Here is a 12,806-nt window from a genome sequence, read left to right as displayed (position 1 = left end):
GAGCATTTTTATGGTTATTAAACAAAACGGCATTTCACGAAAAGCTGTGATTTATACCCCATCATGGTTTCTTCATTACATAAATAAAATAGCTGCAGCATCCACCTTTGCTATTTTCGTTTCCATATCACTGAGCGCTGTCATCATGTCAAACAACGCCTATGCAAAAGAGTATGATTCAGAAAACATTAATGAATATGTTCCTAATGCGAAACTAGTGGGGAAAGGCATGTTTTCTTACTACTTTTGGGACGTATACACCGGTGAGCTTTTTGCTTCTGAAGGTAAATACGCTGGTCAGCCTCCTTTTGCCCTTCGTTTGACCTACCAACGGGATCTTGAAGGGAAAAAGATTGCCGAGCGCTCTATTGATGAAATGAAAAAACAGGGAGATATCGCTGCCGATGATGCAGAAAAATGGCTGTCGCTAATGGAGCGTATCTTTCCTGACGTTAGCGAGGGCGATGTAATTACAGGGATTGCAACGAAAGAAGGCACAAGCGTGTTTTACGTAAACGGCGAAAAAGCGGATGAGATAAGTGACAAAACGTTTACGCATCGTTTTTTTGATATCTGGTTAAGTGATGAAACATCGGAACCTAAGTTTAGAAGAAAGCTACTCGGAAAAGATTAGTTTAGTGATTTTATAGATATATAGCCCATGCAGGGTTAGTTGAGCAGGATAAGTAAAATGATAAAAAATATGATGAAGTTGTGTTTAGGAGTGGGGTTTGCAGCATTGACCATGGCAGGGCTTTCTGGATGTTCTGTGTCGGTCGATGGTGAAGATTATCAGTCGGTATCTCCGGTTTTTGATATTGAGCAGTTTTTCGATGGAAACGTTAAGGCATGGGGCATAGTACAAAACCGCTCAGGTGAGGTGGTACAAAGGTTTGTGGTAAACATTGATGGCTCAATAGTGGGGAATACCCTAACACTTGATGAAACGTTTGATTATGGTGTAGGTGAAGGGCCTGAATCTCGGACTTGGAAAATAGTAAAGCAAAGCGATAACACTTTTGTCGGTAACGCGGGTGATATTGATGGTCCTGCAAAAGGTACGAGCTATGGTAACGCTTTCAATTTTCACTACCAGATGGATTTGCCGGTAGATGATACTACTTATTCAGTAACATTTGATGACTGGTTTTGGGCTTTCGATGACACTACCATGATGAACCGTTCGTACATTCGTAAGTTCGGTATTGTGATGGCAGAAGTTACTATCTTTATGCAAAAGCAAATTGATTGATAATTTACAGATATAAATCTGGAAAGTTTGCTGACCTGTACCATCCATAGGTCAGCATTCAGAAAAAGAAAAATAAAATTAGCGAGTACAACTTAGCGCACCAGATATCTAGATAGTGTCTGCAATTTGCTGATTCAGACTAGCTGATTTTGTCGCAGATTAATCGGAAAACAAAAAACAACACCCAGACCATGCCCTTGCATTAGCGGGTCGTGCACAAACCAAGTTTGCCCATCGTGAAGCTTCACTATTGCGGAGACAAGTGATAAGCCTAGCCCGTTGCCTTTGCTCGTTCTGCTGCCATCAGCGCGATAAAAGCGGCGTTCTAGATTTAATATCTCGTGTTCACCCACGCCTATGCCTGCATCATTGACGGCAATAACGATGTGTTTTTCCGTGGTAATTAGCTGAACCGCAACCATACTATTTTCATTTGAATACTTGATAGCATTGTCTAATACGTTGGCTACAGCTTGGAAAAGTAAGTTAGGGTCAGCAAGCATAGTCACGCTTTCAAGCTGACTGGACAGCTGAATATTGCGCTCCTCGGCAAGGGGGTGGTAAAGGTCGACCACATCTTCAACAATAGCTCTGGCATCAGTACTACAGAAACCCTCTTTCTTATTCGTAGTCTCAAGTCCGCTTATGCGCAATAAACTATTAAACATATTCAGTAGGTTATCTGCTTCTTGAGTGGTGTCTTCTCGAAGCTGTTCGTCTTCAATTCTTTCTAATGTGTTACGAAGTCTTGAAAGCGGCGTGCGCAGGTCGTGAGCAATACTGTCTGTGACTGACTTAATGTTATTAACCGAGCTTTCAATGGTGTCCAGCATTTGATTGAAAACGAAAGAAAGGCTGCTGAGATCATCCCAATTGCTATCAATTTCTAGCCGCTCTTGAAGACTACCTGTCTTTATTATCTTGTCGGCGGTTTGAGACATGCGGTTAATTCGATTGACAACATACACGGCAATAGCAAAGCTCAAGATACTTAACGCACAAAGCAGTACAACAATGATCCAGCTAAAGGTTTTGCCAAACCACTGTGCGCTATACAAGTCGTCGATCCCACGCCCAACATAAAGGGTATAATCCCCTAATACATCTTCTCTCATTAATGCTTGGCGCAAAGTTTTTCTTGATGAGCTATCAGGCCTAGTAATAACAATTTCCGCAGTATCAAAGCTGGTCCCTCTGTGCCGCTCTAATACTAGTGGAATAGATGCTAAGTTCCCGGCGACTACTTGCTCATCTTTACTCAGTACCACAAACGACCGTTGATAATTGAATGAAGGAGGGGGGGCTTTTTCGCTAGAAGGAGGTTGGTTGTTGTCGCTTATAATGGCCGACTTTACAGCATCAATACCTAGATTTTCATAGAGAGTTACGAGCGCGTTAGCTTTGGCATTAACGGCAGCATTAGACTCGGAGATAAACAAGTCGCTGCTCGTTAATCGCCAAAAATAGACAATTAGAACAATGGCAATACAAGCAAGAGTGGTGAGCAATACGCCTACGCGAAAACTAGAACTACGCGTAAAGTCGCGTATTGCTATCATGCAAGCCCGTCCGCTATGCGGTAGCCCGTGCCTCTTACCGTTTCAATAAGTGGCACATTAAACGCTTTGTCCACTTTCTGACGTAGGCGGCTAATGTGCACATCAATCACGTTAGTTTGCGGGTCAAAATGATAATTCCAAACCTGCTCCAACAACATGCTTCGCGTTACAACTTTACCTTTATGACGAAGTAGACATTCAAGTAGTTGGAATTCCTTTGATTGAAGATCAATTTCTTGATCGCCACGCAATACCTTACGATTAACTAAGTCTAGCGTCAGATCGCCAACTTTAATCAAGGTTTTGTCTTCGTTTTCTTTATTGCGACCAGCCAAACCTTCAACGCGAGCAAGCAGTTCCTCAAAGGCGAAAGGTTTGGTTAAGTAATCGTTAGCGCCGGTGCGAAGGCCTTTGACCTTATCTTCAACTTGGCTTTTGGCACTTAGCAATAAAACCGGAGTCGTGTTCCCTTCCTCGCGAAGCTTCTCAAGCACAGAGAAACCGTCGAGTTCGGGTAACATTACGTCGAGGATTACCGCGTCTAGTTCGTTACTAGCGGCTTGTTGGTAGCCTGACGTTCCATCACCTACAGTAATACATTCATGCCCTTCACCCAATAGTCCATTTGCAATGTGCGAGGCAACCTTTGGATCATCTTCTACAAGTAGCACTTTCATTATTACGACTCTTTTGTTTATCTACATTCATGCACTTGTTCGGCGTTGCTGGTATTGGATTTCGGTGTTTACTAAGCAGCAAGCGAAAACAAGCAGTCGAAAAGCGGTTTTGCTTTGCCTCTTTTACGAGCTATATGGCTTGAAACGATCACTTTTACGCTTTTTCGCATTTAGCTAAAATTTGTCCTCATATGTAGAGCTCTTGCTCACTTTAAACGTCAGGTTAATGTGATAGGGAAGATGCTATTTATTTGCTTATTTAGCCTATCCACCTTTGTTAAAGCGCATGCTCGGGTTATAAGGGGTAAAATGCTGCACATCTCCACGGGCACATTTCTTTTGTACTTCATGCCAGTACTCAGATGTCATCAAGTCGCCGTGCAATGACTTAAGTATATCTTTGAACTTTCGCTTACCGACGATGAAGTGCTCGAACTGCTCGGGGAATACGTCGTTAGGCGCTACTGAAAGCATATCAATAGCATAGGGGTCATCGGATTTTGGCAACTTCCTAAAGTTACGCTCGTTCATTAAACAAATTTCATCATAGTCATAGAAGATCACGCGGCCATGACGAGTAATACCGAAATTTTTGTGCAGCATATCGCCGGGAAAGATATTTGCCATGGCGATTTGCTTAATACATAGACCAAGCTCATCAAGCGCACGCGTTATTTTTTCTTCGTCGGTTTCTTCTTGAAGATATATATTTAGCGGCGTCATTTTACGCTCAATATACATGTGCTTGATGATAAGTTCTGTCTCAGTAAATTCTAAACTCGATGCACAAGTTTCTTTTAGTTCTTCAATAAGCTCAGGTTCAATTCTACCTAACGGGAATCTGAAATTAACGTATTCATGGGTGTCAGCCATTCGGCCGACACGATCTGACATTTTAACTAACTTGTAGCACTCTTTTACGTGCTCACGCGTGATTTTCTTACTTTCAGCAAATTCGTCTTTAATGATTTTAAATACCACCCCGTAGGAAGGCAGGTGGAAAACCATCATTACTAGGCCGCGAATGCCTGGCGCGGCTTCGAATTTGTCACTCGACTCGTCCATATGCTGTAAGAAATTCCGATAAAACACCGTTTTACCGTGTTTGTAATGCCCCATAGACATATACAGTTCAAAGTGTTTTTTATTCGGCAATAACTCTTGTAAAAAAGCGGCAACCTCGGCCGGGTTTTGGGTGTCAGCCATAAAATAGCTACGGGCAAAACCAAAAATGACGCTTAGATCTTTGCGGTCGGTGAGCAAGGCATCAACAAACATATGTGGCTCGTTGTATCTTCGCATGGCGATGACAAACGGCAGGGTTTCATCGGGCATACAAATGCGACCAATCAAATAAGCCGCTTTACCACGAAAAAAAGTAGGCTTTAGGATCTCAACGGCTTGTACACTGGCTAGTTGTTCTTTGTTTAATCGTGCGCGTAGGGCCGTCTCAAGGTTTTGTAAGTCCCTTTCAAAGTTTTCAAACGGAATATTGTATCGATAAATTTTGAATATCGACTCGTACATTTCACGTACGGTAGTGGTGGTGTCAAAGCTGTTGACTACTTTGTCTCTGTCTTGCCCCGGCAAAAAGCAGCGGCTAGGCAGAACAAACATCATGTCGTTGTCTATTTTTTTGTGCTTAAACAGGCGACCAATCACTGAGTTATAAAAGGTTTCAGCTAACTCAAACTGCGGGTGGCCTTCAAGCTGTAGCGCAAACACCTTTTTAAGCTCTTGCCAAAAAGCATCATCTTTTTGGTGGACCTGAGTAAGCTGATAAATCTCGGCAACCGCATCTGACAGGCTTTGTTCATAAATGGTAATACGCTCTTTAGAGGCTAGCTGGGTTTCTTTCCAATTACCCTTTTCAAATCTTTCTTGAGCGCCCCGTGTAATTCGGGTGAACCACCGGTAACTCTTATCGAAATGAGACAGAATCTGATAGGCAACTTTTCTCACCAAGTTTTTGTCCTGGCTCGCAGCTAACTCTTGCATAGGGATGTTTTCCTTTTTTGTTACGCCTTATATCTACCACAAAACATGCTAATAGGAGAGGAGAGTTTGGTGTCGTTATCGAGTAAGTAGCCAATAATTCGATGTTTTTATTATTTTCTTATACTTTCGTTTAATGTATTCTAACGGTGGATTAGTAACCAATTATAAGATTGTAGTTAATGGGTTTTAATATTCTGATTTGTGACGATTCAGCGCTAGCACGGAAAATGGCCAGAAGTAACTTGCCTAATGGGTTCGCTGAAGCTATCTATGAAGTGTCAAATGGTATGGACGCTCTAGAAGTATTAGCACACCATACTATTGACCTTGTATTGCTAGACTTAACAATGCCTGTGCTGGGCGGGCTCAGCGTTTTGAGCGAAATCAAACGCCGTAAACTTGAGACTTTTGTTATTGTTATTTCAGGTGATATTCAGCCATTGATGCAAGAAAAAGTGATGTCATTAGGCGCATTAGGTTTTATTGAAAAGCCAATTAAACGCGACGAACTTACGTCGGTTCTACAACGCTTTGGTTTCATTCTTCCCGATACCTACAAAGCGCCCATTGCGGTTTAATAATTTAAAAAATGAGAAGGGCGAGCCATGGGCTCGCCCTTTTTTATTTTTGCAATGTCACCAGTGGAGACTGGGTTAACACTGCTTAGTCAAACCAATGGCGCGTTTTGTTCGCAAACCACACTAGCGAAAGCATAACGGGCACTTCAACTAGTACGCCAACGACGGTGGCAAGCGCTGCGCCGCTGTGTAAACCAAATAGTGAAATGGCTACGGCTACCGCCAACTCAAAGAAGTTAGACGTACCAATCATACATGCTGGTGCAGCTACATTGTGCGGCAGTTTCATGCGCTTTGCGGCAAAGTAGGCAATAGCAAAAATACCGTAAGTTTGTATAAGCAGGGGTATCGCAATAAGCACGATATCCTGGGGCTGCGATAATATCGTTTCTGCTTGAAGGCCAAACAAAATAACAATTGTCAGCAGTAACCCAATTACGGAAAACGGCTTAAATTTACTTACTAGCGCGTCGACCGCATTGTTTCCTGAACCTGTTTTCTGTGTGCTGTTGTTTTTGTTTTCCAAGTGGCGGCGCGTGATATAACCCGCTACCAGCGGCAATACTACATAGAGCGCTACAGACAGTAGCAGGGTGTCCCAAGGAACCGTGATATCTGTTACACCCAACAGCATGGCGGTAAGCGGTGCAAAGGCAACGACCATAATAAGGTCGTTAATTGATACCTGAACTAAGGTGTAGTTAGCATCCCCTTTAGTTAGGTGACTCCACACAAAAACCATGGCAGTACAAGGAGCGACGCCAAGTAAGATCATACCTGCAATGTATTCAGTGGCTGTTTGCGGGTCTACCCAGTCGGCAAAAATACCTTTAAAGAATAACCAGCCTAATAGCGCCATAGTGAAAGGCTTGATAAGCCAATTAACCACAAGGGTTAGCACTAAGCCCTTTGGCTTTTTACCCACATCTTTAATAGAGCCGAAGTCTATTTGCACCATCATTGGGTAAATCATTAGCCAAATAAGTACTGCCACTACAAGATTTACGTGTGCATATTCAAGCGCTGCAATAGACTCAAATAGGCTAGGTAAAGCATAACCTAGGCCCACCCCAGCAATAATGCAAAGGCCAACCCACACTGATAAATAACGTTCAAAGAACCCCATTTCTACTCACCTTTGTCTTAATTTTACAGCGATTTTTGGTTAACACGCTTACTCACTTCTTCTGCGCTTTCAACGCGCTCGGAATAGCGATCAACTAAAAAGTCCTTGTTGTCGCGGGTGAGTAAAGTAAATTTCACTAACTCTTCAACTACATCCACAATGCGGTTGTAGTAAGGGGACGGTTTCATGCGACCATCGTCTTCAAATTCTAAAAACGCTTTTGCCACAGAAGACTGGTTAGGGATGGTTAACATGCGCATCCAGCGGCCTAAAATACGCATTTGATTTACCGCATTGAACGATTGCGAACCGCCTGATACCTGCATAATGGCCAGCGTTTTCCCTTGAGTAGGGCGCACGCCACCAAGGCTAAGCGGTACCCAGTCGATCATGCTTTTCATGATGCCGGTCATGCTACCGTGACGCTCTGGCGAACACCAAATTTGGCCTTCAGACCACATCATAAGCTCGCGCAGTTCTTTAACCTTTGGATGTGATTCATCTTCAGTATCGGGCTGCGGCAAACCGTGCGGGTCAAAAACTTTGGCCTCTGCACCAAAGTATTCAAGCAATCGGGCTGATTCTTCTATAACTAGGCGGCTGTAAGAGCGTTCTCTAAGCGAACCGTAAAGCAACAAAATGCGCGGCTTGTGGTCTGAAAACCTTGATGCAAAGTTAGCCATAATCGGCTTGTGCATTTGCTCCATTACTGCGTTATCAGAGGGGCTTTCAGTTGTTGATGTTTTCTGTTCCATTGATCTACCTTTACTCTTTACTGGGCGCCTAATTTTGATAGCGCCTCTTTAAGCGCTGCTTTATCTAAATTTTTCTCAGCAAGCTCTGCTAATGCCGCTACACGCTTTTCAATAATATCGATGGTGTTGTTGAATGCTTCGGCCTTATCTCGCTCGCTTCCTTCTAACTTTGACGGGTCTTCTAAGCCCCAGTGCACCTTAAGCGACTTACCGAAATAAACTGGGCATGACTCGCCCGCCGCTGAATCACAAACCGTGACAACAAGATCAGCTTCATACTCTTCAAATTCATCCCACGACTGGCTTTTAAGCCCGTTTGTATCAAACCCGCGCTCCGCAAGGTATTTAAGAGAAAGAGGGTGTACTTCACCAACAGGCTGGCTGCCAGCACTACGCGCTTCCACATTGCCGTTCGAGGCATTGGTGATGGCCTCGCAAAGAATACTGCGGCAACGGTTGTGCGTACAAATGTATAAAATCTTCATATAAAAACCTTATTTAAATGACTGATGCTACTTTGAATAGCTATCAAAAAATTGGAAAAGTTAAAAAGTAAGCAGCTTGCAATTTGCTCGGGGTAATCACCTTAGTGATGTACATCAAAGCATGTGAACGTTAGCAATTCTCACAGGTCAGGTTCGCTAATGGCTCGTCGATGTATGCACTATTATTCGACGCAGTGTTTTTGATAACGTCTAGCGCCCAAGCAGGTAAGTCAGGATGAAGTTGGTAATACACCCATTTGCCCTTACGGGTATCGAGCACTAAACCGCATTTTCGTAAATCTGCAAGATGACGTGAAATTTTTGGCTGGCTTAGTTGAAGCGCATCGGTGAGATCGCACACGCATAACTCGCCTTTTACGCTAAGCATTAGTAGCGTCTTCAAGCGAGTGTCTTCCGACAGGCATTTAAAAAATGCTAGGGGCGCTAGCTGCGCAGGTTCACAACAATTCGACATAAAAATCATCACATATGAAATTTCGTATGTGATATATCGTATATGAAATTTCGTATGTGTCAATAACGCATCTGAAATTTCATATATGTATTGGGAATGAAGTGGTTTAAAAACTAATTAAGGAAGCGCTAAAATTTATTGGCTTTCAGGAACGGCGGCCTCAAACGACATCGCTAGTTGTTTGCCGTTTACCCCGTTGTAATAGGTAATAACTTCGTTCATAAACGCGTACCATGTAGGGTTTGGGTGCCAAATGGCCATAAGGTCTGTCTTGGCGGTTGGTTCGCTTTCGCCCAGTACGTTAATTCTATAAAGATAGGTAAAAGCAGCCCCCCGCCAATTCAGTTTACAGTGCGTGAGTACCTTGTCTTCGTTAACATCTACGCTTTGCATAAATGCCGCGTAATTTAAAAAGTTAGCCAATGTAGGAGCTTCCCAATCAACGGGAACGTTAAAGTAGTCGAGGCCTAATTCTGAGGTAGTTAAAATCTCGCTCGCTCTATTTCCTGGGATCAAATCTATAACGTGTGTCACCCCTTCCTCTTTTAGCAGAGAAAGGTGAGAGGCATCAGGCAAGCCAGAAGAATACATAAAGGGCGCGTTTTTTTGGTAGTTTGTGAGAGACGTAAGGGTAGGAGTGGTCTCAATCTGTGTGTCTGTGTTCATTTTTGATGCTGTATCGTGAGCGTTCACAGTTGCACTTAAAGCTAGCCCTAAGCTGATACAAGCAGCTGTAACAGTAAAGCTAAACGTAGGCTTTTGAAACGTTAATAATTTTTTCGTTCTTGTATGTTCTGCTGGCTGGGGCTTTTTCATAAATTAGCGCTCTCGTTTGACACGGTTTGATAGTGGCGTTGCTGTCACCTCTTACGTTACACACTCGATTGCGTGTTGTCCAAACGGTAAAGCCAACCTTTTGTAATTAGGGCTTGTGGACCTTTGATTTTCTGTAAAGGTCAACAAGCGCAAACAGTGGCACTGATAACAGCCGCTAGATTTTGGGTCAACCTACCTAGCTTTTCACTGCCTTCGGCTTTAGTGAAGGCGCTTTGAGGCTAGATGACTTGGGTTTGTATTTACAACTAAGCCAGATGGAAAAAGGTACGCCTATAAGAGCGGGTAGAATCCAGCTGATAAGTTGAAGTGACGGAAAGCCTTCAAAAAGTGTGCGTCCACCAAAAGCAAAGAACGCGGTGTAAGCGCCAATACCAGAGCCAATGATATGCCCAATGTGCTCAGTTACCCACGAGCTTGCAACGATGTCTTTTTGATAAACATAGCGCACAATACCAATGGCATTTAACAGCGCAATAGGGGCAAAGATACAAGTTAGCGTGATGCCGTACGTAATACCCTGATACAACGCAATGGACGCGACGACAAAAAGCACAACGGGTAGCCATAAGTATTCGATAGTGCGCAGCTGCCCAAGGTTTTGCTTCACTTTAAGCACCGCTACAGAATGTCTTAAGTTGTTCCAAACTAACAGACTTAACATCAGCAAAAAGACATATTGACCTCTAAGGTATGCAGTGAAATAAGCAACAGACTCAAAGTGCTCGGGCATTGTTGGGAAGATGACGAGCGGAATAAACAACACCATGGTAGAGCTGATAACGCCGCTAATAGACGTAAATAGCATTGCTTTTATGTAGTAGCCACCAAATTGCTTGTGAGCTTTTCCGCCCTTTTCCGTAAGGCTAGGCACCCAAAACAGTATAAGTGACAAAGCACCGGTTAAAATATGAAGCGTAACTATAAAGCCGTGAATTGTTTGCATCTTGCTTTCCTTTGGCAATGAACAAAGTTGTGGGTTTATAGTGATAACTTCACGAGATTGACAAAAGTGCCAGAAGTCATGAAATAAAAAGTGACTTCTGGCCTATGCATTTATCAGTGTTTTTTGTCAAAGTAGCGCTATAAGAACGAAAAGATATAGGTACTCAGAAACGAATGAAAATCTCAATCCCTGCTCATTGGCAAGAGAGCATCGATATTGAGCGCGCATCTGCTTGCATTACATGGATGTTTGTAAGCGGTTCTGCACTTTACTTCTTGTATCATCAGTACTCATTCATGCATTGGCGAACCCTCTCTGCCATTGCTATTTTTTATATGCTCGCCGTGACTTTTGTGATTGTCAGTAGGCATGATCACAGTATGCCCTCGTTAAGGCTGCCAACGTTATGGGCGATGTTTCTATTAGCGGTTCTGAGCCAGTTTTTGCTTCCCTATGCCTACCTTGCCATCTTCATTGTTATTTGGTCCGCCATTCTTCCTTATTATGTTAATTGGAAAACGTGCATCGTGCTTTCAATACCATTGGCTCTGCCCACAATCCTCATCCAAGGATGGGTGTGGCAAGAACAGCAAGCTTTCTTAACCGGCGCGCTTTTTTGGACATTCAATTTATTTGCCATGATCATGTCAAACACGGCCATTAAAGAATCGAAAGCACGTGAAGAAGCTGATGCGCTTAATAGACAATTATTAAGTACTCAGCAACTAATGAAGCAGGCGCTTACTCAAGATGAACGCCTGCGTATAGCGCGAAATATTCACGATGTTTTAGGGCATCATTTGACGGCGCTTACCATCAACCTTCAAGTCGCGTCGAGAAAGGCAGATTTATTAGAGAGCACTGAATCGCAAGGTATAAAGCGACACGTTGAGCAGTCCCACAGTATCGCAAAGCTTTTGCTCTCTGATGTTAGAGAAGCGATTTCTGACATTCGAGAAAATGCGGCTATTGATTTTTCATTAGCGGTAAACGCACTAATCAAAGATTTGCCTAGGCCGATGGTAAATCTGCACATTGACGACAATTTAATGTTAACCAACGTGCGAATTGCAGATTGCCTTTTGCGAAGTATGCAGGAGGCGCTAACAAACGTGATTCGCCATACACAGGCGCATTATTTTTCCCTATCACTGACGCAACACAACGGCGCTTACAACCTACTCATGCACGACAGTATGGTGCCGCATGCTGCAGATAAGAAACTCAGTGATGAGCAGCTAAGTAGCATACCGCTTTTCGACAAAGCACCATGTAGCTATTCAGAAGGCGCTTATGCAGAAGGCGTTCAAAAGGAAGCAGGGCCAAGCGAATCTGACACTTCAAGTCATGTGGTGGCTGGCAATGGCCTTAAAGGAATGCAGGAACGGGTTCATGAGCTCGATGGAACTATCAGCTGGCAGCAAACCGAGCAGGGTTTTCGCATCGCAATTCACATACCGGAGGGCGAATGAAAACACGCCTTATTTTAGTTGAAGATCAAATGCTGGTAAGGGAAGGCATCAAATCACTTTTAGGGCTTGATGATAGCGTTGAAGTTGTTGGCGAATACGAAAATGGTCAACAGCTCATTGATAGTGAAAACGGTTCAAACTGCGATGTGATATTAATGGATATTCGCATGCCCAAATTATCGGGTATCGATACTTTACTTGCACTGAGTGATAAAGGGATTAGTACGCCAGTGCTAATGCTTACTACGTTTGACGATCACGAGCTGGTAAACGGCGCTATGCGCGCCGGCGCAAAAGGGTACCTGCTTAAAGATGTGTCGCTAGAAACCCTGGTAGACACTATTACACAAATAAAAAATGGCAAAACGCTAATTCAGCCCGCGGTGACCGAAAAAGTGTTGCAAGGCTTGAAAGGACTGAACGTAGAATTTGAGTCGTTTGAAAATCCAGAGCCACTTACTGAGAAAGAAGTCGAAATTCTCCGTTTGATCGCTGCGGGTTACAGTAATAAAGAAATTGCGGATGCCATGTTCAAATCTACAGGCACGATTAAAAATCAAGTTTCATCGATCATGGCTAAGCTTGGTGTAAGAGATAGAACAAGGGCCGTACTCAAAGCACTAGAGCAGGGGATTATTTAGTTATACTT

14 protein-coding genes are annotated in these 12,806 nt (G+C 43.3%); 5 read left to right on the top strand and 9 right to left on the bottom strand.

Annotation, left to right across the window (positions count from 1 at the left end; translation table 11 throughout):
* Positions 1 to 10 precede the first annotated feature (10 nt).
* Both ACYX4M_RS02390 and ACYX4M_RS02385 read left to right on the top strand, forming a co-directional pair.
* Positions 11 to 634 carry a chalcone isomerase family protein gene (locus ACYX4M_RS02390; protein ID WP_476081740.1) on the top strand — a complete coding sequence of 208 codons (624 nt, stop codon included), beginning with the start codon at positions 11 to 13 and terminating at the stop codon, positions 632 to 634.
* Positions 635 to 691: 57 nt separating this feature from the next.
* Positions 692 to 1,252, top strand: coding sequence for a DUF3833 domain-containing protein (locus ACYX4M_RS02385; RefSeq protein WP_474805286.1), 561 nt, complete (start codon positions 692 to 694; stop codon positions 1,250 to 1,252).
* Between the two features lie 134 nt (positions 1,253 to 1,386).
* Here the strand turns inward: ACYX4M_RS02385 and ACYX4M_RS02380 are convergent, their stop codons facing one another.
* The 3 genes from ACYX4M_RS02380 to aceK all read right to left on the bottom strand — a co-directional run bounded on the left by ACYX4M_RS02380 (position 1,387) and on the right by aceK (position 5,486).
* On the bottom strand, positions 1,387 to 2,811 hold the full coding sequence (locus tag ACYX4M_RS02380; protein ID WP_476081739.1) for a sensor histidine kinase: 1,425 nt from the start codon (positions 2,809 to 2,811) through the stop codon (positions 1,387 to 1,389).
* The gene (locus ACYX4M_RS02375) at positions 2,808 to 3,488 is read right to left on the bottom strand and encodes a response regulator transcription factor (protein WP_474871542.1); all 681 of its coding nucleotides are present in this window, start codon (positions 3,486 to 3,488) and stop codon (positions 2,808 to 2,810) included. Before ACYX4M_RS02375 ends, ACYX4M_RS02380 begins: the two co-directional genes overlap by 4 nt.
* Before the next feature lie 264 nt (positions 3,489 to 3,752).
* Positions 3,753 to 5,486 (bottom strand): bifunctional isocitrate dehydrogenase kinase/phosphatase, encoded by a 1,734-nt coding sequence (gene aceK / locus ACYX4M_RS02370; RefSeq protein WP_476081738.1) that lies wholly within the window; start codon positions 5,484 to 5,486, stop codon positions 3,753 to 3,755.
* Between the two features lie 179 nt (positions 5,487 to 5,665).
* On the opposite strand from aceK, the gene ACYX4M_RS02365 reads away from it, so the two are divergent.
* Entirely contained in the window at positions 5,666 to 6,064 is a 399-nt protein-coding gene (locus ACYX4M_RS02365) for a response regulator (protein ID WP_476081737.1), read from the top strand.
* Between the two features lie 85 nt (positions 6,065 to 6,149).
* On the opposite strand, the gene arsB is transcribed toward ACYX4M_RS02365, so the two are convergent.
* From arsB to ACYX4M_RS02335, 6 genes are all read right to left on the bottom strand, one after another.
* Positions 6,150 to 7,190, bottom strand: a complete 1,041-nt coding sequence (arsB, locus tag ACYX4M_RS02360) for an ACR3 family arsenite efflux transporter (RefSeq protein ID WP_476081736.1) — start codon at positions 7,188 to 7,190, stop codon at positions 6,150 to 6,152.
* 23 nt (positions 7,191 to 7,213) lie between these two features.
* The gene (gene arsH, locus ACYX4M_RS02355; protein WP_476082842.1) at positions 7,214 to 7,888 is read right to left on the bottom strand and encodes an arsenical resistance protein ArsH; all 675 of its coding nucleotides are present in this window, start codon (positions 7,886 to 7,888) and stop codon (positions 7,214 to 7,216) included.
* Positions 7,889 to 7,962: 74 nt separating this feature from the next.
* Positions 7,963 to 8,430 (bottom strand): arsenate reductase ArsC, encoded by a 468-nt coding sequence (locus ACYX4M_RS02350; RefSeq protein WP_476081735.1) that lies wholly within the window; start codon positions 8,428 to 8,430, stop codon positions 7,963 to 7,965.
* Positions 8,431 to 8,560: 130 nt separating this feature from the next.
* Positions 8,561 to 8,914 (bottom strand): metalloregulator ArsR/SmtB family transcription factor, encoded by a 354-nt coding sequence (locus ACYX4M_RS02345; protein WP_476082841.1) that lies wholly within the window; start codon positions 8,912 to 8,914, stop codon positions 8,561 to 8,563.
* Between the two features lie 126 nt (positions 8,915 to 9,040).
* Positions 9,041 to 9,721 carry a protein-tyrosine phosphatase family protein gene (locus tag ACYX4M_RS02340; protein WP_476081734.1) on the bottom strand — a complete coding sequence of 227 codons (681 nt, stop codon included), beginning with the start codon at positions 9,719 to 9,721 and terminating at the stop codon, positions 9,041 to 9,043.
* 196 nt (positions 9,722 to 9,917) lie between these two features.
* Positions 9,918 to 10,685 (bottom strand): hypothetical protein, encoded by a 768-nt coding sequence (locus tag ACYX4M_RS02335; protein WP_476081733.1) that lies wholly within the window; start codon positions 10,683 to 10,685, stop codon positions 9,918 to 9,920.
* Positions 10,686 to 10,858: 173 nt separating this feature from the next.
* Here ACYX4M_RS02335 and ACYX4M_RS02330 point away from each other — a divergent pair, with 173 nt between their 5' ends.
* Together ACYX4M_RS02330 and ACYX4M_RS02325 are read left to right on the top strand one after the other, a co-directional pair.
* Positions 10,859 to 12,157 (top strand): sensor histidine kinase, encoded by a 1,299-nt coding sequence (locus tag ACYX4M_RS02330; RefSeq protein WP_476081732.1) that lies wholly within the window; start codon positions 10,859 to 10,861, stop codon positions 12,155 to 12,157.
* Positions 12,154 to 12,798 carry a response regulator gene (locus ACYX4M_RS02325; RefSeq protein WP_476081731.1) on the top strand — a complete coding sequence of 215 codons (645 nt, stop codon included), beginning with the start codon at positions 12,154 to 12,156 and terminating at the stop codon, positions 12,796 to 12,798. The genes ACYX4M_RS02330 and ACYX4M_RS02325 overlap by 4 nt, the downstream gene beginning before the upstream one ends.
* Positions 12,799 to 12,806: the final 8 nt, after the last annotated feature.

This window comes from Alteromonas sp. ABV4_150 (assembly GCF_056311745.1).
This window is presented reverse-complemented; position numbering and strand designations above follow the sequence as displayed.

What these genes read in the sequence shown, in the direction of transcription:
- ACYX4M_RS02390 (WP_476081740.1), top strand. Translation starts at nt 11, where the DNA reads ATGGTTATTAAACAAAACGGCATTTCACGAAAAGCTGTGATTTATACC.
- ACYX4M_RS02385 (WP_474805286.1), top strand. Translation starts at nt 692, where the DNA reads ATGATAAAAAATATGATGAAGTTGTGTTTAGGAGTGGGGTTTGCAGCA.
- ACYX4M_RS02380 (WP_476081739.1), bottom strand. Translation starts at nt 2,811, where the DNA reads ATGATAGCAATACGCGACTTTACGCGTAGTTCTAGTTTTCGCGTAGGC.
- ACYX4M_RS02375 (WP_474871542.1), bottom strand. Translation starts at nt 3,488, where the DNA reads ATGAAAGTGCTACTTGTAGAAGATGATCCAAAGGTTGCCTCGCACATT.
- aceK (WP_476081738.1), bottom strand. Translation starts at nt 5,486, where the DNA reads ATGCAAGAGTTAGCTGCGAGCCAGGACAAAAACTTGGTGAGAAAAGTT.
- ACYX4M_RS02365 (WP_476081737.1), top strand. Translation starts at nt 5,666, where the DNA reads ATGGGTTTTAATATTCTGATTTGTGACGATTCAGCGCTAGCACGGAAA.
- arsB (WP_476081736.1), bottom strand. Translation starts at nt 7,190, where the DNA reads ATGGGGTTCTTTGAACGTTATTTATCAGTGTGGGTTGGCCTTTGCATT.
- arsH (WP_476082842.1), bottom strand. Translation starts at nt 7,888, where the DNA reads ATGCACAAGCCGATTATGGCTAACTTTGCATCAAGGTTTTCAGACCAC.
- ACYX4M_RS02350 (WP_476081735.1), bottom strand. Translation starts at nt 8,430, where the DNA reads ATGAAGATTTTATACATTTGTACGCACAACCGTTGCCGCAGTATTCTT.
- ACYX4M_RS02345 (WP_476082841.1), bottom strand. Translation starts at nt 8,914, where the DNA reads ATGATTTTTATGTCGAATTGTTGTGAACCTGCGCAGCTAGCGCCCCTA.
- ACYX4M_RS02340 (WP_476081734.1), bottom strand. Translation starts at nt 9,721, where the DNA reads ATGAAAAAGCCCCAGCCAGCAGAACATACAAGAACGAAAAAATTATTA.
- ACYX4M_RS02335 (WP_476081733.1), bottom strand. Translation starts at nt 10,685, where the DNA reads ATGCAAACAATTCACGGCTTTATAGTTACGCTTCATATTTTAACCGGT.
- ACYX4M_RS02330 (WP_476081732.1), top strand. Translation starts at nt 10,859, where the DNA reads ATGAAAATCTCAATCCCTGCTCATTGGCAAGAGAGCATCGATATTGAG.
- ACYX4M_RS02325 (WP_476081731.1), top strand. Translation starts at nt 12,154, where the DNA reads ATGAAAACACGCCTTATTTTAGTTGAAGATCAAATGCTGGTAAGGGAA.